This window comes from Pseudomonas auratipiscis (assembly GCF_036324085.1).
In the GTDB taxonomy this organism is placed as follows: Bacteria; Pseudomonadota; Gammaproteobacteria; order Pseudomonadales; family Pseudomonadaceae; genus Aquipseudomonas; species Aquipseudomonas auratipiscis.
This window is the reverse complement of sequence record NZ_JAZDCU010000004.1, coordinates 366,240-385,076: the sequence shown is the minus strand read 5'-3', so window position 1 is coordinate 385,076 and position 18,837 is coordinate 366,240. Positions and strand designations below refer to the sequence as shown.

Genomic DNA, 18,837 nt, shown 5'->3' with positions numbered 1-18,837 from the left:
TAGGCTTCTGCGACAGCTTCTGTGTTGGTGATCGACGGTACGCCACGTATGATCCCTTACAAACTTCTGCAGATTAGAAATCTATGTCCTTGATAGTGCTACTGCTTCTGCCGTTTATCGGCAGCTGCCTGGCGGCTGTCTTGCCGCACAACGCACGTAACAGTGAGTCGCTGCTTGCGGGGCTCGTGGCCCTGGTCGGGACCGTCCAGGTCGCGTTGATGTACCCGCAGGTAGCCCATGGTGGGATCATTCGCGAAGAGTTTCTCTGGCTACCAAGCCTGGGACTCAATCTCGTCCTGCGCATGGACGGCTTCGCCTGGCTGTTTTCCCTATTAGTGCTGGGCATCGGCACATTGGTATCGCTGTATGCGCGCTACTACATGTCGCCTCAAGATCCGGTACCGCGTTTCTTTGCCTTTTTCCTGGCCTTCATGGGCGCGATGCTAGGCCTGGTAATCTCCGGCAACCTCATCCAGATCGTGTTTTTCTGGGAGCTGACCAGCCTGTTCTCATTCCTGTTGATCGGTTACTGGCACCACCGCGCCGATGCCCGACGTGGCGCCTACATGGCCTTGATGGTGACTGGCGCTGGTGGTTTGTGCCTGTTGGCAGGGGTACTACTGCTCGGCCATGTGGTCGGCAGCTACGACCTTGACAAGGTCCTCGCTGCCGGCGAGCTGGTTCGCAACCATGCCTTGTACCCCATCTTACTTCCTCTGATTCTCCTCGGCGCACTGAGCAAGAGTGCACAGTTCCCCTTCCACTTCTGGCTCCCCCACGCCATGGCTGCGCCGACGCCAGTCTCGGCCTATCTACACTCGGCCACCATGGTCAAGGCCGGGGTATTTCTCCTGGCACGCCTATGGCCGGTACTCTCTGGCAGCGAAGAATGGTTCTGGATAGTGGGCGGGGCCGGTGCTTGCACCTTGTTGCTGGGGGCTTTTGCCGCCATGTTCCAGAACGATCTCAAGGGTTTGCTGGCCTATTCGACCATCAGCCACCTGGGGCTGATTACCCTGTTGCTGGGCCTGAACAGTCCGCTGGCAGCGGTCGCAGCGGTGTTCCATATTCTCAACCACGCCACGTTCAAAGCTTCGTTGTTCATGGCGGCGGGAATCATCGACCATGAAAGCGGCACACGTGATATTCGCCGACTCAGCGGTCTTTTCCGGTTGATACCTTTCACGGCAACCCTGGCCATGGTCGCCAGCGCCTCGATGGCTGGGGTGCCGTTGATGAACGGATTCCTGTCCAAGGAGATGTTCTTCGCCGAAACCGTATTCATCAATTCCAGCGCCTGGATCGAAGCTGCCCTGCCGGTAATAGCCACGTTGGCCGGTACCTTCAGCGTGGCCTATGCCTTGCGTTTTACGGTCGATGTATTTTTCGGCCCGCCAGCCACCGACCTGCCGCATACCCCCCATGAACCTCCACGCTGGATGCGCGCCCCGGTCGAATTGCTGGTGCTGACTTGTCTGGTCGTCGGCATGTTCCCAGCCCAGTCGGTAGGGCCCTTGCTGGCGGCTGCAGCGCTGCCTGTGGTCGGTGGCACGCTACCGCAATACAGCCTGGCTATCTGGCATGGCTGGAACGCGCCCTTGATCATGAGCCTGATTGCCATGAGCGGCGGCATCCTGCTTTACCTGTTGCTGCGCAATCAGCTCAAGCTGGGGCGTTTCCCGAACCCACCGCTGATCGAGCGTTTCAACGGCAAGCGTTTGTTCGAACATGCCCAGGTGCTTCTGATGCGCATGGCGCGCCGTTTCGAACGGATCATGACTACTCGACGCCTGCAGAAACAGCTGTTCATGCTGGTTTTGGCAGCGTTTTTGGCGGGTATGCTGCCGATGTTGCAAAGTGGGTTGAGCTGGGGTGATCGTCCGAAGATCCCAGGTTCAGGCGTCTTTGTCGCTCTATGGCTAATAGCGATTACCTGCGCCGTGGGCGCTGCCTGGCAAGCCAAGTATCATCGCCTGGCAGCACTGACCATGGTGAGTGTCTGCGGCCTCATGACCTGCATAACCTTTGTCTGGTTTTCAGCCCCGGACCTGGCCCTGACTCAGCTTGCGGTCGAGGTGGTTACCACCGTACTGATCCTCCTTGGGCTGCGCTGGCTGCCACGACGAATCGAGGGTGTTTCGCCACTGCCTGGCAGCCAGGAACAGGCCCGTCTGCGGCGCCTGCGCGACCTTATCCTGGCAATTCTAGTTGGCGGTGGCATGGCGCTGCTGTCATACGCAATGTTGACCCGACCCACACCTAATGACATTTCCACGTTCTATTTGAGCAGAGCCCTGCCCGAAGGCGGCGGTAGTAACGTAGTCAATGTCATGCTCGTCGACTTCCGCGGCTTCGATACCCTGGGCGAAGTAACGGTACTGGTCGCTGTGGCTCTGGCAGTGTTTGCCCTGCTGCGCCGCTTCCGCCCACCGCGCGAAAGCATGCAACTGCCTGCCCAGCAACGGCTACTGGCACCTGACGTGGTAACTGACCTGGTCAACCCGCGCCAAGCAGCCGACACCGCATTGGGCTTCATGATGGTTCCTGCGGTGCTGGTGCGCCTGCTATTGCCGATCGCCCTGGTGGTGTCGATGTACTTGTTCATGCGCGGCCACAACCAACCCGGTGGCGGCTTTGTCGCAGGCTTGGTGATGTCGGTGGCGTTTATCCTCCAGTACATGGTCGCCGGCACCCAGTGGGTTGAAGCACAAATGAGTCTACGCCCTTTGCGCTGGATGGGGACCGGCTTGCTTTGCGCCACAGTGACCGGCGGCGGCGCGATGTTGCTTGGCTACCCGTTCCTGACCACTCATACGGCCCATCTGCATCTGCCGGTACTCGGCGATATTCATGTGGCTAGCGCGTTGTTCTTCGATGTCGGCATCTTCACTGTTGTCGTCGGCTCGACCCTGTTGATCCTCACAGCCCTGGCTCACCAGTCAGTGCGTGGACACCGCCCCGCCAGCCAACCCAAAGCCAACCAGACCGGAGCCGCCTGATGGAAGAAGTCATTGCTATTGCCATTGGCGTACTCGCGGCCTCCGGGGTGTGGCTGATCCTGCGCCCCCGAACGTTCCAGGTGGTAATGGGCCTGTGCTTGCTGTCCTATGGGGTCAATCTGTTCATTTTCAGTATGGGTAGCCTGTTTATCGGCAAGGAACCGATCATCAAGGATGGCGTCCCCCAGGACCTGCTCAACTACACCGATCCCTTGCCCCAGGCCCTGGTGCTCACGGCAATCGTCATCAGCTTTGCCATGACAGCACTGTTTCTGGTGGTGTTGCTGGCATCCCGCGGGCTGACCGGCACCGACCACGTGGATGGCCGAGAGTCCAACGAATGAGCTTGATGAACCAACTGATAATCGCCCCGATCCTGCTGCCATTGCTCACGGCGGCTTTAATGCTGCTGCTCGGTGAAAAACGCAGGCCGTTAAAAGCTCGCCTGAATCTTTTTTCCAGCCTATTGGGACTGGCAATTTCGGTCACCTTGCTGGTGTGGGTCCAGGCACAAGGTCAAGCCAGTTCGATAGGCGTCTACCTGCCTGGAAACTGGCCTGCACCGTTCGGTATTGCACTGGTGGTCGACCGGTTGTCCGCGTTGATGCTGGTATTGACCGGAATCGTTGGCGTCAGCGCGCTGCTCTTCGCCATGGCCCGGTGGGACGGTGCTGGCGCGAGCTTTCACGCCCTGTTCCAGATCCAGTTGATGGGGCTCTATGGAGCTTTTCTGACGGCTGATCTATTCAACCTTTTTGTATTCTTCGAAGTGTTGCTGGCGGCTTCCTATGGTTTGCTGCTGCATGGCTCCGGCCGCGCACGGGTCAAAGCAGGTTTGCATTACATCGCCATCAACCTGTTCGCTTCATCCCTGTTCCTGATTGGCGCTGCAATGCTCTACGGCGTCACCGGCACACTGAACATGGCTGACCTGGCGTTGAAAATCCCCCTGGTACCAGAAGCCGATCGCGGCCTTTTGCATGCCGGCGCCGCGATTCTGGCCATCGCATTCCTGGCCAAAGCCGGGATCTGGCCACTGAACTTCTGGTTGGTACCGGCTTACTCTGCAGCCAGCGCTCCGGTGGCCGCACTGTTTGCAATCATGACCAAGGTCGGCTTCTACACCGTGCTGCGCCTGTGGACCTTGCTGTTTTCCGGCCAAGCCGGAGCATCAGCGTTCTTTGGAGGCGAATGGCTGGTATATGGCGGCCTGGCAACACTGGGTTGCGCGGCGCTGTCCATTCTTGCAGCCCAACGCCTGGAGCGAATGGCAAGCCTGAGCATTCTGGCCTCGGCGGGCACCCTGATGGCGGCCATCGGCTTTGGCCAAGCGACACTGACGGCGGGCGCGTTGTTTTATCTGGTCAGCTCAACGCTGGCCCTGTGCGCACTGTTCCTGCTCGCCGAGCTGATAGAGCGCTCACGTTCCGCCAATGAACTATCTCTGGACGATGACGACTGCCTTCCCTCACCACTCGAATCACTGCATCCGCCCAAAGGCATCAACCTTGATGATGAGCAGAAAGCTGTTATCGGCCAGGTAATTCCCTGGACCATGGCCTTCCTGGGCTTGAGCTTCATCGCATGCGCGTTGCTGATAATCGGAATGCCCCCCCTGTCTGGCTTCATCGGTAAGATCAGTCTGATTACCGCGCTGTTTAACCCCCAAGGCTTGGGTGTCAGCAGCGAAGAACCACTCTCGATTCAAGGCTGGACACTGGTAGCGCTTCTTATTCTCTCCGGCCTGGCATCGCTGATTGCGCTGGCCAGGGTCGGCATCCAGCGATTCTGGACGCCGCAGGAACGCCCATCACCAGCGTTGCGCCGGTTCGAATGCATCCCCATTGTGGCCCTGCTCGGACTGTGTATCTTCCTGAGCGTGCGTGCAGAACCTCTGCTGCGATACACCCAGGACACCGCTGCAAGCCTTCAGGACCCCGAGCAATATATCAGTGCAGTGCTTGGAACCCGACCGATTCCCGGCCCTACCACTCAGGCCGCCAGTGCGCAGGTGCAACCATGAGACGTCTGTTTCCTGCTCCGTTGCTGTCCTTGTCGCTTTGTTTGTTGTGGCTGGTACTGAACCTTTCGCTGAGCCCGGGAAACCTGTTGCTTGCAATCTTGCTGGGTGTACTTGCGCCACTGCTGATGGCGCCACTGCGGCCGCTATCGGCACGCATCAGTCACCCTTGGACAATTTTGCGCCTGATCGCACGGGTGGGCATCGATGTACTTGTATCCAATCTTGAGGTGGCTCGCGGAGTATGGACCGCCAGACGCCGTCCGCCTCGCTCACGCTTTGTCCATATTCCACTGGACCTGCGCGACGCTCACGGTCTGGCGGCATTGTCGATGATTACCACTGTCATTCCAGGAACCATCTGGTCGGAGCTGGCGCTGGACCGCAGTATCCTGCTACTGCATGTGTTCGATCTGGACGATGAAGCGCACTTCATCGAGCACTTCAAACAAGCCTATGAGCGCCCGCTAATGGAGATTTTCGAATGACCGGCCTGCTTGCCGACGCCATTCTGGCCAGCCTGTTCATCTTCTCTCTGGCCATGGCCCTGACGCTGTTCAGATTGTTCCGCGGACCGTCCGCACAGGACCGGGTTCTGGCGCTCGACTACCTCTACATTCTAGCAATGCTGATGATGCTGGTGCTGGGTATTCGTTATGCCAGCGACACCTACTTCGAAGGTGCACTATTGATTGCCTTGTTCGGCTTTGTCGGCTCATTTGCCTTGGCCAAATTCCTGCTGCGTGGCGAGGTGATCGAATGATCAATTTGAACCAACTGCCCTTCTGGGTCGAGTTGTGCGTTGCAGCGCTATTGTTGCTGAGCAGCCTGTTCGCCTTGAGTGGCGCATTGGGCCTGGTGCGCTTGAAGGAGTTTTTTCAGCGCATGCACCCACCCGCCCTGGCCTCTACAATGGGCACCTGGTGCGTTGCACTGGCTTCGATCCTGTATTTCTCAGCGCTAAAACAAGGACCAGTACTGCATGCCTGGCTGATTCCAATTCTGATGGCGATTACTGTGCCAGTGACCACACTCCTACTGGCTCGTGCAGCCCTGTTTCGCAAGCGCATGTCCAATGACAACGTGCCTGAGGAAGTCAGCAGCCGGGGGGAACGAGGAAACTAAGGTTCAGCTGCTAAGTGCTTGCAGCTCGCGGCGAACCATTGCTGCGTACTCGGCAGGACTAAGTTGATACAGTTGGCCAGCTACCCAATCGAACCAGGCACCCTGCAATCGGCTACGTTGCGCAAGCCACTGTTCGGCTTGCTCACGCGCCTGGGCTTGGTAACGCGCGTGAAAGTCTGCACGCCCCTGCGATGAATCAGCCGCGCCTTTCACTCGCTGGCCTTGAAGGTAGCCAACTCGCCCTTTCGCCATTTGGCAACTTTGCCAGTGGCCGCCTTGAGAATTTTCCCCAGGCCTTCCTGTATCTGCTGATGAGCGGCAAAAATCATCACCACCCCCTGGCCTTCCCGCAGGACGATGCCCTCGCCGTCAGGTACAGAGACAAATGCATAGTCGCCTAGCCCATAGACAGTAAGCTTGATGTCTCGAAATCGAACTTCCATTTTGCCACCTTCACGACTGGGCAGCACCGCAGCACGAAAATGATCACCGACCTTGAGTTCCAGCCTTGGCTTGTCATCAACAACAAGCGCGGACTCTGTGTCGATTTCGGCCATGTACAGGCCTTCCGCGTTCTGTTCGGTGACGTAGACAAATCGCGATTGGAACTGTTTGACCAGCTTGGCCCGAAGATCGCCCAATACAAACAGGGCGTGCATATCCAAATTACTGACTGCCAATGAAGAATTCCTCAAAACGGTTACACGTCGTCACCACAAGACAATCAAGTCATCAAAAAGAGGTGGCGACACTTCAATGTCGAAGTCTGAAAGACTACTGGGCAAATGCGCGAAGCGTCTGTGCGGGCGAGCATTGCAACTTGCAGGAAGGTTCATCCCTGTGCGCCAGCCAAGGCCTCACGACAGACATTCAGCAAATTTCCGTCATCGGAAATGTACTTTCTGACATCAAAACTGCCAGGAAAATGCGATAGATAGGTCCAAGCCCTTCGACAGAATGGCTCTCAGAATCTTATCTACATATTACAAGGAAGGAATATGCACGAAAACACTGAAATTCGTCGAGAGGCAGTCTGCAATTCTTATTTCGATAACTGCCTGAGTTCAACCCAATCTGGCACGCGCCACATCGTGGTACCTGCCGGAGTCAATTTCTTTCATATCACCGAGCATGCGACTGGTCAGGTAAAAGGCTTCCGCTGCCGTCATGTAGATGCATGCGAACTGGCTCGCACACTTGAACGCTGAAATCATTTCAAACGGCCTGGCGAGCTTTCCCAGGCCGCTGATTACCCTGCAATCGATCCAACCATGCCACCTGGCACTCTACCGCCTCAGCACGCGTAGCGAATGCCGTGCCTCGGCGTTCTCCGTTTACCAACACCACCCAACACGCACGCCTGCCAAGCACTTGCAAGGACGCAGGTACACCACTGCCTATCATGACGGCGACATCGACTCGGCTATTCATCATTCCCTCCGGAATTTAGTTAGCAACCTAACGATATGACCATCATACTCCCGCAACGTCGGCGGAAAAAGCTATTGCCGGTATAGCTGTATTACATCAGTAGCAACAAAGCTTTCCCCGGCCAATGCGCAACCAAGGTGACGCTGGCAAAAACATCAAGGCCCCGAAGATTACTCTGCGAGGCCTTGTACGCTGAGCCGATCAGGCTTGTCGCTGATGCTTGTCGATCTGCTCGTGACGCTCTTGAGCTTCGATGCAGTACTTGGTAGTCGGGCTGATCAACAAGCGCTTGAGGCCGATCGGCTCACCGCTGTCGTCGCACCAACCAAAGCTGTCATCCCGGATTCGCTCCAGGGCCATTTCCAGCTGTGGCAGAAGGCGCTGGTCGCGGTCAATCGCGTTGACCAACCAAGTACGCTCTTCCTCGACAGAGGCTGCATCTGCCGGATCAGCTGGAGTATCCAGGCTCTCGATAGCAATGCGGCTCTGCTCGATGCGCTCTTGGGTCTCGATTTTCATCGACTGCAGCAACTCGGTGAAGAACGCATGTTGCTCGGCGTTCATGTAGTCATCGGCCGGCATGGCCAGCAACTTATCCTTGGTCATCGAATTCTCTATGAAAATAACGTGCATTTAAGCGATTGGATTGCCATCGCCGACAGTTCGCCGACAGCGGAAGTCTTCAAGCACCCTTCGGCACTCTATTTCGAGGGGCGGCAGTCTAAGGCGCCACGTCGTACTGGGCAACAAAAATGACATCGCAGACGACCGAATCGGCTTGGATTCCGCCAATCGGCTGCATTGATCGCCTCTAGCGCCTCTAAAAGTCGCACGCTTTGCATCGCCACCCCGCGTAACGACTAAACATACAGAAACAATTGGCCTGCACGTCACGCTCATTCATCCCCCGTAAAGGGCGGCGGACAACGGCTGAATGGTGTTAATTAGCTACCGCACACCGAGTGTACTCAAGGCGTTTGATTGTCGCTCTCCCCCTACAGAGCACCCGCCAAGATGACTTCTATATCCCAGGATCTGACACAGTCGAGCATGTTCGCATGTCAATTGACTCGCACGTTCAGCGAACGTCCGGCGCTGCTAGACGTTGCCGGGCAAATACTGGTCGAGCAATGGCAGTGTCGCAACATCAGTCATCACGATCCACTCAAACTCTACGTTTCCAGCAAGGCTTCATTTTCCCGAAAGCAATTCGTACGTCCCCTGCGCGCAGTTCTGCTGGAGCGCTACTGCAAACGTACAACCCTTAACCTCGATGACAAACAGGATCTGGTCATCGAGGACCCTCAAAACGAATGGGGCCTGGAAATAGATCTGCATCGGCTCGAGCTGCTCGATCAATGATTGCGGACCGCTCCTGATAGAGATTTACAAGCAACATCTGGTCAACTACTGGAACAGGGCAGACGACTCGCAGCAGACCCCTTGGCAATGGTATGCACAGTACCTTGCGAATCAATTTCAAGACGCTATAGATGCCAATGCCAAGGTGCGCGCACTCACCCCCGACACAACCCATATGGCTAGCCTGGTCAAACTGCATACCTCGCCTGACGCTCACGAGCGACATGCTGACCTTGCCCAGCCGAAAGTCTCGTTACTGACCCTCGACCTTTCCAGAGGTTGCAAGCTTGACGCTGATCTGGCGAGCGCCGTGTTGATTGAACCCAATGCCGATGCCAGTGAACACACCTCGTGCCTGCTCTATACCCTCACCGGACAGGTTATCCCGTTCTCTTCACGCTATGCCGTGCTCGAGAAAATCACCGAACTGTGGCCGCAGCTCTCTGAATGGAAGCCGCAGTATCATCTGGAGCCGGAATCGGAACACGTGTTCGAAAAGCAGGCTTGCGGCTTGATAGACCAACAACTGCGGGTTATCGACTCACTTGCCAACACCTGCCGCTCGCAGTTCGATGCCGCGCAATTAAGCCTTGATGTAGACCGCCTGACATCAATGATTGAACTGTGCAACAGCAGCGAGCAACTGCACCGCCAACAGCTGATAAAGCAGTTACCACAATGGCTGCAAAATGCCGACAGCGCGTTACTCACGCGGTATGGCTCGATGATTGCGGGCGTAGCTCAAAGTTATATCGAAGCCAATGGTGAGTTCTGGCTCGATGGCGTAGATGACGCCGAGCACTTTGCCAACAAGAAGCTCAATGCGTACCTGCTTGCTGAACATCCGGACAGCACTCTGCAACCCTGGGACATCGAAGTCGTCAATTATCAGGTCGACGCTGTCGCTATCCCCGGTCAGGACAGCTTGGTAACCGAGGGCAGCATCAGCCCTGTCCATTTCTCCCTGGCACAATTGGCGATAGGCAATCTGAACCTGCTCAAGCCTGGGCAAATCGAGCTCAAGACACACTCCGGAAATCCTTTGCCCGAATGGATGACGATCGACTATTTACGCACGGTGGTGAGTGAGCTCGATATCGGCACCCTCTACCCCCAAATGTTGCGCGACAAATTGTTAGAAGATCAGTACCAACGTACGCAACGCCAGGGATTACTGGCGGCTCAATTGGCCACGCAAATTCCTGCCCTGGCGATGGAGCTGCATCTCAATGGCAACCACTTGAGCATCGCGGCCGTCGACGGTATTTGCCAAATTTTTCAGCACAGCATCAGGAACTCGGGCATCCATTGGGAGTTGCGACCATTGGGCTTTGTCAGCGAACCTGGCGCAGCGCCCGACCAACCTTACAATACCTGGCTACTGGAGCCTGCCGGCGCCACCTCCGGTCCCTGCGTGCTGTACCGCCCCTTGCACGCCAAACCGCTTCAGGAATTCATTGATCGCCTGGCACTGCTTGCGGCTATCAGTACCCCTGGGAAACTCCAAGAAGATATCCTCCAACGCCTGCCTGCCGAGCGTCAAAGCATCTATGACCATGGTGGTTTCCAAGAGCCGCACCTGCCCTTCTCGGTGGAGGATTCCTTTTCTGTCCCATTCGGCGCACCAGCACCGGTACGGCTGGCGGTACAAACACCGTTGACAGATTTTATCCCTGAGCTTTATCTCGCCTGCGTCGAGGAAAGCATTACCCATTTCAAGGCACGTTCCAGTACCACCAGCGAGTCTCATTGGGCGCGCTGGAAAGAGCTTGGCTGGCTGTTGTTCAACTCCATTCTGCCGTTGGCCGGCCCCACGCTGACGCGCGCAACCTGGCTAGTACAAATAAATATGGCCTTGATCGCCTATGTGAAATCGACTGAAAAAAGTGACCAGCCAAGCCGTCACGTCGCCTTGTCAAATCTTCTATTCAGTCTTGCAGTGCTGCTATTGAGCCATGCGCAGCAACCTCTCAGCCTGCGCTCGCAAAAGCCTCAATCGGACGAAATCCCAACCCCGCCCACCGTGCAGCCAAGCCCTGCGAACTTCCTCGAACTGGACTACAGCTGGTCTCACCCCAACCAACAACTCAGCGAGGCTCAGCGCCTGGTACTGCAGCAGCTACAAGCCAGGCAATCACCGGCAACCATGGGAATGCCAATGAGCAGTGGTGCTCACCGTGGACTCTACGACTACAACAATCAGGTTTGGGCCCGCCTGGGTGATCATATTTATAGGGTGCAACTCGACTTGCAAAGTGGCCAGCCTCGCATAATCGCAGAAGATAACTCCGGCACACTCGGCCCCTGGTTGCAGAGAGATACCCAAGGGAACTGGCAGCTTGATCTCGGCTTGCGCCTGCGTGGCGGCATGCCGCGTAACAGCCGCATCGCTCAACGCAAAGCCGAGACAGAGAAACGCCAAGAAGCATTGCGCGCCACCTATGAGGCGCAACTCGCGCATGTCCCAAAGCACTTGCAAGAGCTTGAGAAGCTGTTCTCCGTGGTCGAAAAGTTCAAAGAGCTGACGATACTCAAGGGAGCTACCGAGAAACTGTATACGTTGGAAGCCTTCTGGGATGAGCGCATAAACACGATCAAGGCCTGCAACGAGGTGGCGCCACTAGTAGATTACAAATCCACCCTGTGTTTCGCCCTATTTCAAAAATTATTCGTTCAGTCAGCGCTGAAGGAAGCCTTGATTGCGAGAATCACATTGCGCAAGGAGAAAATAGCGGAGTATTACCAACTGATCTCTGATGAACTCCGTGCTGCAACCGCTGCAGGCACCGAGCTTGTTCCAGGTGAAAGCTGGCAACACGCTACACAGATCCTTGACGACATCACTCCGCAATTGGACGAACTGGTTGTCGTGAGCGAAAAGCTACCTTTGAGCCGCGAGCAACTGCAACAACTGGACACCCGCTACAAACCCGAAATTCGGCTACTGAATCAAAAGGCTGACAGCCTCCTGACTCAAAGCCCGGAAAAGGTCGTGTTCTTTGCTCACCTATTACGTCTTGAAAACAACTATCAAAAGCTAATACTCAAACCCAATCTGGACCCGCGCTCAGACATGTTGCTCAGGCGCCTGTGGAACAACTTGCACCTTCTCAAGTCCCAGCGCATGCGGTTGTACCAATTGACAAACGCCAGTGAAGATTTGAAGGCTCGGTTGCTGAGCGACATGGACAGCATCCTTGCCGGTGCTCTTCGACGCCTGGATAACTTCGCGGCAGAACCTGGTGATGCCAATCAACAGAAGATTATCGAAGCGATCCGCAAGGATCTGGCGTTTGCAACTCGAAATATAAAGTCTGCCCTCACCGACTACCCACCAACGTTGACGATCGAGCAACTGCAACGCCAGACGCCCGGTCTGATTGAAACCCACGACCAAGGATTGCTCCTTGGCAAGCTTCGACCTGGAAACGATGAGCTCGTCGATATCTTTGATGCGGATGATGTACAACCCATCGCGACGTACCGTAAAGGGCAAAACAGCTGGGAGGAACTCACCGAAACTCCGGCGCCCCTCACCCCATCCGCTCCGAGCCAACAAAGCCTGTCGCAATTGATCAAGAAAAGTACGTCGCTGATCCAGGACAGCAATAAAGACCTGAAATTTTTCGAATCCCGTGCAGCCATGGATTACCTCCCCGCTGACATAGAAGACATGCTTGCGCAACAGCGCCAGCGAGTCGAAGCGCTGCGTGATACCCTGCGCCGCCGTCTGAGCGATGCCCCTGGCACAAGCGATGGGAAGGCCCAAGAGGCAATGGCGACCTTGGACAATCAGGCGCGCATCCTTAAAGAGCAAGCGCGCACGTTGCGAATCAATGCCGCATTGAGGCAGGCGCCGCGGATGGGAGAATTGCAGTATTTGATCGAGCACAATGAGGTAGAGATCAAGCTTACCGGAGCTCGAAAACTGTTACCCAAAGTGAAGGGTCGGCTGGACGACTACTTCGACGAGTACGAAATACGCCACAACGGTCGTCCCATCTGGTTTGCGCACTTTCATTATTTAGGCCACGCCACGCCTAAGCTGGATTTTGTCGCAGGGCACTTGAAAACCGTCGCCCAGCGCTACCTGCGTGGACGAACGGCGGTTGACCCACTGACAGGTCAAACCACCGAAGTTCATCGAGCCCCCATTAGCACCATAGCAGCGAAGAGATACTTCTTCGCTGTCTAACCAGGTACCACGGCGCTGCCAAGCAGCGCCGTTTACTAGCAATCCTTGAACTGCGCCTCGCGCTTGGCGACGAATGCAGCCATCCCTTCCTTCTGATCTTCGGTGGCAAAGGCGGCATGGAAAACCCGGCGTTCGAAACGTACCCCTTCACTCAAGGTAACCTCGAAAGCCCGATTGACACTTTCCTTGACCATCATGCTAATCGGAATCGACTTGCTGGCGATCGACGCTGCCACCTTCAACGCCTCCTCAAGCAGCTCGTCCTGAGCGACCACTCGAGCTACAAGGCCTGCGCGCTCGGCTTCTTCGGCACCCATCAGACGACCACTCAAGCACAACTCCATTGCCTTGGCCTTGCCAACGGCACGGGTCAAACGCTGGGTACCGCCCATGCCCGGCAACACGCCGAGATTGATTTCTGGCTGGCCAAACTTGGCATTGTCGGCAGCCAGAATGAAGTCGCACATCATCGCCAGCTCGCAACCGCCACCCAAGGCGAAGCCCGAGACCGCAGCAATGATCGGTTTACGCCGGTTGGCGATACGATCGGCATCGCTGAAGAGGTCATCAACATAAATCTGCGGATAACGCAGGTCGGCCATCTCCTTGATGTCCGCGCCGGCAGCAAAGGCCTTGGCTGACCCCGTCAGCACCACGCAACCAATATTCGGGTCAGCTTCGAGCTGGTCCAACGCCTTGTTGATCTCACCGACGATCTGCGCGTTCAGGGCGTTGAGCGCCTGCGGGCGATTGAGGGTAATCAGGCCAACCTTGCCGTGGATGTCCAACAGAATGGTTTCAAATGACATGCAAACTGCTCCCTTCAAAGATTACGCGCAATAACCATGCGCTGAATATCGCTGGTGCCTTCGTAGATCTGACAGACCCGCACATCGCGGTAGATCCGCTCCAGCGGAAAGTCACTCAGATAGCCATAACCGCCGAGGGTCTGCAAGGCTTGCGAGCAGACCTTTTCTGCCATTTCCGAGGCAAATAGCTTGGCCATCGATGCTTCGACCAGCGCCGGACGCCCCGCATCTCGCAGAGCAGCCGCGTGCTGCACCATTTGCCGGGCAACGGCGATATTGGTCGCCATGTCTGCCAGGCGAAACGCCACGGCCTGGTGCTCGATCAAGGATTTTCCGAAACTCTCGCGCTCGCGAGCATAGTCACGCGCCACCTCGAATGCAGCACGGGCCATGCCTACAGATTGCGAGGCGATACCGATACGCCCGCCTTCAAGGTTGGCCAACGCGATCTTGTAACCTTCGCCCTCCTCGCCAAGGCGATTGGCCAGCGGCACACGAACGTTGTCGAAAACGATCTGGCAGGTATCCGAAGCATGCTGGCCGAGCTTATCTTCTACCCGGGCGACTTCATAACCCGGTAAGTCGGTCGGTACGATAAAGGCGCTTATGCCGCGCTTGCCTGCCTCGGGATCGGTCACCGCAAACACGATCACAATGCCGGCGTTCTGCCCAGAAGTGATGAATTGCTTGCAGCCATTGAGCACATAGTGATCCCCGTCTCGGCGAGCACGGGTTTTCAGACTGCTAGCATCGGAGCCGGCCTGTGGCTCGGTCAGTGCAAATGCACCAAGCATCGCGCCACTGGCCAAAGGCACCAGGAACTGTTGTTTCTGCTGTTCATTGCCGAACTTGAGGATCGGCACGCAACCCACCGAGTTGTGCACGCTCATGATGGTGGAGCAAGCGCCATCACCCGCGGCAATTTCCTCAAGGGCCATGGCGTAGGCAACATAGCCAGTATCGCTGCCACCCCACTGTTCCGGCACCAACATGCCAAACAGGCCCAGTTGGGCCATCTCTTCGATTGCTTCACTGGGAAAACGATGTTCCCGATCCCACTGCTCGGCAAATGGCCGCAAACGCTCTTGGGCGAACTGGCGGACGGCGTCGCTGATTTGCTGTTGTTCGTCATTTACTAACATGGTGCACCTCAGTACAGACACTCGACGGCCATGGCTGTGGCTTCACCGCCGCCGATACAGATGGCCGCGATACCACGACGCAAGCCTTTCTGGCGCAGGGCAGCGAGCAAGGTCACGAGGATACGTGCGCCCGAAGCCCCGATTGGATGGCCCAACGCGCAGGCACCGCCGTGCACGTTGACCTTGTCGGACGGCAGGTCCAGATGTTTCATCGCGGCCAGCGTGACAACGGCGAAAGCCTCGTTGATTTCAAACAGATCGACTTCGCCCAGGTTCCACCCGGTACGCTTGATCAGCTTGTCGATGGCGCCAATAGGTGCGGTTGGAAACAGCGCCGGAGTATCGGCAAAGGCCGCATGACCGTGGATCACCGCCAGCGGTTTCAGACCCTGCTTTTGTGCCTGGGAGCGGCGCATCAACACCAGTGCCGCGGCGCCGTCGGAAATCGAACTGGAGTTGGCCGCAGTCACCGTACCGCCTTCACGGAAGGCTGGCTTGAGCTGAGGAATTTTGTCCAGCCGTGCCTTTGGTGGCTGCTCATCATCACTGATCAAGCGTTGGACTTTGCCTTCTGTCACCTGCACCGGGACGATCTCGCTGGCAAAACTACCGTCCTTGATTGCCAACTGCGCGCGCGTCAGCGAAGCGATGGCAAAGTCATCTTGTTGCTGTCGTGTAAAGCCGTTGTCCTGGGCGCAATCCTCAGCGAACGTACCCATCAGACGGCCCTTGTCGTAGGCATCTTCCAGACCGTCGAAGAACATGTGGTCGATGATCTTGCCATGCCCCATGCGATAGCCACTGCGCGCCTTTTCCAACAGGTAAGGTGCGTTGGACATGCTTTCCATACCCCCTGCCACGACGACATCGGCGCTGCCGGCAAGAAGCAAGTCATGAGCAATGATCGCAGCCTGCATACCCGAGCCACACATCTTGTTCAAGGTGGTGCACGTGGTCGACTTGTTCAGCCCGGCGCCAAGCGCCGCTTGACGCGCAGGTGCCTGCCCCAAGCCTGCTGGCAAGACACAACCGAACAACACTTGCTCAACGCTGTCAGCGTCAACTCCGGCGCGTTCTACCGCTGCACGAATCGCAGCAGCCCCCAGCTGCGGTGCCGTCAGGCTCTTCAAGTCACCTTGCAAGCCACCCATGGGTGTGCGCACCGCGCTGACAATTACGATTGGATCATTGGCGAGGGTCATGATGGATACTCCTGCAATTACTTGGCGGCCATGCGCAAGGCACCGTCGAGACGGATGACCTCACCATTGAGCATGCTGTTTTCGATTATGTGCCGCGCCAGCGCAGCATATTCCTGCGCCCGCCCAAGACGTGGTGGGAATGGCACGCCGGCGGCCAACGAATCGCGAACTTCCTGAGTCATGCCCGCCATCATCGGGGTTTCAAAAATACCTGGAGCAATGGTCATCACACGGATACCAAAGCGCGCAAGTTCACGGGCTGCCGGTAAGGTCAGGCTGGCAATCGCGCCTTTGGAAGCGGCGTAGGCAGCCTGGCCAATCTGGCCGTCGTAAGCGGCAATCGATGCGGTGTTGATGATCACCCCACGCTCGCCCTCCTCGTTCGCCTCGCTTTCTGCCATGGCGGCGGCGGCTAGACGCAGCAGGTTGAAGCTACCGATCAAGTTGACGTTGATGACGCGGCTGAAACTCTCCAGGCCATGCGGCCCACTTTTGCCGAGGATTTTTTCGGCACCGACGATACCTGCACAATTGACCAATCCGTGCAGGCTGCCAAACGCTGTGACAGCAGCCTCAACTGCAGCGTTGGCGGCGGCCTCCTGACTGATATCGGCGACGGCAAACCGTGCCTTGGCGCCCAACGCTTGGGCCTTGGCTTGCACGGCGTCGGCGTTGAGATCCACCAGCATGACCTGTGCCCCGGCTTCGATAAGCATTTGCGCGGTAGCTGCGCCCAGGCCCGATGCCGCGCCGCTGACGATAAAGTTCTTGTTGGCTATCTGCATGATCAGATTCCTCAGGCGCTGGGGTTGGAAACCAACGCGGCTTGTTGTTTGGCAATTTCCTGATTGCGCAGGATGAAACGCTGCAGCTTGCCGCTCGGTGTCTTGGGCAGCTCGCTGACAAATTCGATTTCCCGTGGATAGGCATGGGCATAAAGGCGCTGACGCACGTGCTGACGCAGAGCTTCGGCCAGTTCCTCACTGGCCACCTGGCCAGCAGCCAATACGACAAATGCCTTGATCAGCTCGGTGCGCTCAGGGTCGGGCTTACCGACCACGGCAGCCTCGATGACCGCCGGATGCTCAATCAGCGCACTCTCGACATCGAAAGGCCCTACCCGATAACCCGACGTAGTGATTACATCATCGCTGCGGCCTACGAAGCTGATACTGCCATCAGTGTTCAACTCAACCGTGTCACCACTGAGGTAATACTTGCCGACAATGGACCGGGTTGGTACACCGTGATAACCGCCAAACCAGCACAGCGGCGATTGTTCACGGTCCACCGCCAGTATCCCCGGCTGACCGGCCGGTAATTCCTGATTGTGTTCGTCGAGCACGACAATACGGTGACCCGGAATGGCAAACCCCGCCGACCCCAGATGCACCGGGTGCTCCAGTCCATGGTGGTTGCACAGCACCATGCCCAGCTCTGTCTGTCCGTAATGGTCGTGAATGGTCACATCCAACTCGTCGGCAAACCAGCGGATCACTTCCGGATTGAGGGGCTCACCCGCACTGCTCACCACCCGAAGACGGCCTTTGATCGGCGCGGAAAACTGTGCACCAGCGGCAATCAGCAAGCGAAAGGCGGTGGGCGAGCCTGCCAGATTGCTGATAGCGTATTTGTCGATCATCCGGCAGGTGCTTTCGACGCTGAACGGTCCATCGAAAAAAGTGGTGGCATGACCCAGCGCCAACGGGCCGGTAACAGCGTAATACAAGCCATAGGCCCAGCCTGGATCGGCCAGATTCCAGAAGCTGTCGTCGTCGCGCAGATCGAGGGCATCACGCATGTAGCCTTGGAACGCAACGATAGCCCGTAATGGCACCAGCAGCGGCTTGGCCGGGCCTGTAGTGCCCGATGTAAACATCATCAGGAATGGCGCATCGCCACTGAGCAGCACCGGCTCAAGCACCGTACTGGCGGCATTCAACGATTGATGGAAGTCTACATCGCCAGAGCCATCCAGGGCCTTGACACAGATGATCGCGGGGCAATCGACAACATCATTGAGCTTGCTGCGATTGGTGTGGTCGGTTATCACCACCCGCGCGTCGGACTGATGTACCCGGTGCTCAATGGCTTTTGGACCAAAAGCCGTGAACAGGGGCTGATAGACAGCGCCCAGTCGCCAGGTAGCCAAGACGGCCACCAGCAGCTCGGGAATTCTGGGCAGAAGTCCGGCAACCCGATCACCCTCACCCACACCCTGGGCACGCAGGACATTGGCAAATCGAATCGCCTGTTGTTGCAACTGATCGAAACTGATCTGAGCCTGTTCGCCGTCACGCCCTTCCCAATTCAGGGCAATCTTGTCACTGCCGGTATGGCGATCACAGCACTCGACGCATGCATTAAGGCCATTGAGATTGCCCTGCAGGGCGGCGTCGGCCACCGTGGAATAGTCAAAGCCGCGGGCGGCTTCGGAGTAAACACGCATCGTCAGACTCCTGGTTCTTATTGTTGGAGTAGCACCATGAATCTGACGATAGTCGCGCTGCATCGGCTTTGGGACAATGGCCAAAGCTGTCAAATTGGATGAC

The 18,837-nt window shown here is 56.9% G+C and carries 17 protein-coding genes; 8 read left to right on the top strand and 9 right to left on the bottom strand.

The window, feature by feature from the left end; all coding sequences use genetic code 11:
- Window positions 1-83: 83 nt before the first annotated feature.
- The 6 genes from V0R60_RS08305 to V0R60_RS08280 are packed head-to-tail and all read left to right on the top strand — an operon-like array spanning window position 84 to window position 6,144.
- Complete coding sequence (locus tag V0R60_RS08305; protein ID WP_136477320.1) at window positions 84-2,999, top strand: monovalent cation/H+ antiporter subunit A; 2,916 nt, start codon at window positions 84-86, stop codon at window positions 2,997-2,999.
- Window positions 2,999-3,343, top strand: a complete 345-nt coding sequence (locus V0R60_RS08300) for a Na+/H+ antiporter subunit C (protein ID WP_028945263.1) — start codon at window positions 2,999-3,001, stop codon at window positions 3,341-3,343. The genes V0R60_RS08305 and V0R60_RS08300 overlap by 1 nt, the downstream gene beginning before the upstream one ends.
- Window positions 3,340-5,022: a monovalent cation/H+ antiporter subunit D gene (locus V0R60_RS08295; protein WP_330079378.1), complete on the top strand. Its 1,683-nt coding sequence runs from the start codon at window positions 3,340-3,342 to the stop codon at window positions 5,020-5,022. The genes V0R60_RS08300 and V0R60_RS08295 overlap by 4 nt, the downstream gene beginning before the upstream one ends.
- Window positions 5,019-5,507 (top strand): Na+/H+ antiporter subunit E, encoded by a 489-nt coding sequence (locus V0R60_RS08290; RefSeq protein WP_136477322.1) that lies wholly within the window; start codon window positions 5,019-5,021, stop codon window positions 5,505-5,507. The genes V0R60_RS08295 and V0R60_RS08290 overlap by 4 nt, the downstream gene beginning before the upstream one ends.
- A complete protein-coding gene (locus V0R60_RS08285; protein WP_136477323.1) occupies window positions 5,504-5,782 on the top strand; it encodes a K+/H+ antiporter subunit F in 279 nt (92 codons plus the stop codon). The genes V0R60_RS08290 and V0R60_RS08285 overlap by 4 nt, the downstream gene beginning before the upstream one ends.
- The gene (locus tag V0R60_RS08280; RefSeq protein ID WP_136477324.1) at window positions 5,779-6,144 is read left to right on the top strand and encodes a Na+/H+ antiporter subunit G; all 366 of its coding nucleotides are present in this window, start codon (window positions 5,779-5,781) and stop codon (window positions 6,142-6,144) included. Before V0R60_RS08285 ends, V0R60_RS08280 begins: the two co-directional genes overlap by 4 nt.
- A 3-nt stretch (window positions 6,145-6,147) precedes the next feature.
- Here the strand turns inward: V0R60_RS08280 and V0R60_RS08275 are convergent, their stop codons facing one another.
- The 4 genes from V0R60_RS08275 to V0R60_RS08260 form a co-directional block, all read right to left on the bottom strand.
- Window positions 6,148-6,357: a hypothetical protein gene (locus V0R60_RS08275; protein ID WP_136477325.1), complete on the bottom strand. Its 210-nt coding sequence runs from the start codon at window positions 6,355-6,357 to the stop codon at window positions 6,148-6,150.
- Window positions 6,354-6,824, bottom strand: a complete 471-nt coding sequence (locus V0R60_RS08270; RefSeq protein ID WP_136477326.1) for a hypothetical protein — start codon at window positions 6,822-6,824, stop codon at window positions 6,354-6,356. The genes V0R60_RS08275 and V0R60_RS08270 overlap by 4 nt, the downstream gene beginning before the upstream one ends.
- Before the next feature lie 535 nt (window positions 6,825-7,359).
- Window positions 7,360-7,575 carry a hypothetical protein gene (locus V0R60_RS08265; RefSeq protein ID WP_136477328.1) on the bottom strand — a complete coding sequence of 72 codons (216 nt, stop codon included), beginning with the start codon at window positions 7,573-7,575 and terminating at the stop codon, window positions 7,360-7,362.
- A 201-nt stretch (window positions 7,576-7,776) separates the two neighbouring features.
- Entirely contained in the window at window positions 7,777-8,181 is a 405-nt protein-coding gene (locus tag V0R60_RS08260; protein WP_136477329.1) for a TraR/DksA family transcriptional regulator, read from the bottom strand.
- A 444-nt stretch (window positions 8,182-8,625) separates the two neighbouring features.
- Here V0R60_RS08260 and V0R60_RS08255 point away from each other — a divergent pair, with 444 nt between their 5' ends.
- On the top strand, window positions 8,626-8,937 hold the full coding sequence (locus V0R60_RS08255; RefSeq protein ID WP_330143357.1) for a hypothetical protein: 312 nt from the start codon (window positions 8,626-8,628) through the stop codon (window positions 8,935-8,937).
- A gap of 175 nt (window positions 8,938-9,112) precedes the next feature.
- Window positions 9,113-13,132 carry a dermonecrotic toxin domain-containing protein gene (locus V0R60_RS08250; RefSeq protein ID WP_330079376.1) on the top strand — a complete coding sequence of 1,340 codons (4,020 nt, stop codon included), beginning with the start codon at window positions 9,113-9,115 and terminating at the stop codon, window positions 13,130-13,132.
- Between the two features lie 35 nt (window positions 13,133-13,167).
- On the opposite strand, the gene V0R60_RS08245 is transcribed toward V0R60_RS08250, so the two are convergent.
- The 5 genes from V0R60_RS08245 to V0R60_RS08225 are packed head-to-tail and all read right to left on the bottom strand — an operon-like array spanning window position 13,168 to window position 18,734.
- Window positions 13,168-13,941, bottom strand: a complete 774-nt coding sequence (locus V0R60_RS08245) for an enoyl-CoA hydratase (RefSeq protein WP_136477331.1) — start codon at window positions 13,939-13,941, stop codon at window positions 13,168-13,170.
- 14 nt (window positions 13,942-13,955) lie between these two features.
- Window positions 13,956-15,083, bottom strand: coding sequence for an acyl-CoA dehydrogenase (locus tag V0R60_RS08240; RefSeq protein ID WP_136477332.1), 1,128 nt, complete (start codon window positions 15,081-15,083; stop codon window positions 13,956-13,958).
- Between the two features lie 8 nt (window positions 15,084-15,091).
- Window positions 15,092-16,285 carry an acetyl-CoA C-acyltransferase gene (locus V0R60_RS08235; protein ID WP_136477333.1) on the bottom strand — a complete coding sequence of 398 codons (1,194 nt, stop codon included), beginning with the start codon at window positions 16,283-16,285 and terminating at the stop codon, window positions 15,092-15,094.
- Window positions 16,286-16,302: 17 nt separating this feature from the next.
- A complete protein-coding gene (locus tag V0R60_RS08230) occupies window positions 16,303-17,070 on the bottom strand; it encodes an SDR family NAD(P)-dependent oxidoreductase (protein WP_136477334.1) in 768 nt (255 codons plus the stop codon).
- A gap of 11 nt (window positions 17,071-17,081) precedes the next feature.
- On the bottom strand, window positions 17,082-18,734 hold the full coding sequence (locus tag V0R60_RS08225) for an AMP-binding protein (RefSeq protein WP_330079375.1): 1,653 nt from the start codon (window positions 18,732-18,734) through the stop codon (window positions 17,082-17,084).
- Window positions 18,735-18,837: the final 103 nt, after the last annotated feature.

Coding starts and splice junctions, on each gene's coding strand:
- V0R60_RS08305 (WP_136477320.1), top strand. CDS start 84: ATGTCCTTGATAGTGCTACTGCTTCTGCCGTTTATCGGCAGCTGCCTG.
- V0R60_RS08300 (WP_028945263.1), top strand. CDS start 2,999: ATGGAAGAAGTCATTGCTATTGCCATTGGCGTACTCGCGGCCTCCGGG.
- V0R60_RS08295 (WP_330079378.1), top strand. CDS start 3,340: ATGAGCTTGATGAACCAACTGATAATCGCCCCGATCCTGCTGCCATTG.
- V0R60_RS08290 (WP_136477322.1), top strand. CDS start 5,019: ATGAGACGTCTGTTTCCTGCTCCGTTGCTGTCCTTGTCGCTTTGTTTG.
- V0R60_RS08285 (WP_136477323.1), top strand. CDS start 5,504: ATGACCGGCCTGCTTGCCGACGCCATTCTGGCCAGCCTGTTCATCTTC.
- V0R60_RS08280 (WP_136477324.1), top strand. CDS start 5,779: ATGATCAATTTGAACCAACTGCCCTTCTGGGTCGAGTTGTGCGTTGCA.
- V0R60_RS08265 (WP_136477328.1), bottom strand. CDS start 7,575: ATGAATAGCCGAGTCGATGTCGCCGTCATGATAGGCAGTGGTGTACCT.
- V0R60_RS08260 (WP_136477329.1), bottom strand. CDS start 8,181: ATGACCAAGGATAAGTTGCTGGCCATGCCGGCCGATGACTACATGAAC.
- V0R60_RS08255 (WP_330143357.1), top strand. CDS start 8,626: ATGTTCGCATGTCAATTGACTCGCACGTTCAGCGAACGTCCGGCGCTG.
- V0R60_RS08250 (WP_330079376.1), top strand. CDS start 9,113: ATGGCTAGCCTGGTCAAACTGCATACCTCGCCTGACGCTCACGAGCGA.
- V0R60_RS08245 (WP_136477331.1), bottom strand. CDS start 13,941: ATGTCATTTGAAACCATTCTGTTGGACATCCACGGCAAGGTTGGCCTG.
- V0R60_RS08240 (WP_136477332.1), bottom strand. CDS start 15,083: ATGTTAGTAAATGACGAACAACAGCAAATCAGCGACGCCGTCCGCCAG.
- V0R60_RS08235 (WP_136477333.1), bottom strand. CDS start 16,285: ATGACCCTCGCCAATGATCCAATCGTAATTGTCAGCGCGGTGCGCACA.
- V0R60_RS08230 (WP_136477334.1), bottom strand. CDS start 17,070: ATGCAGATAGCCAACAAGAACTTTATCGTCAGCGGCGCGGCATCGGGC.
- V0R60_RS08225 (WP_330079375.1), bottom strand. CDS start 18,734: ATGCGTGTTTACTCCGAAGCCGCCCGCGGCTTTGACTATTCCACGGTG.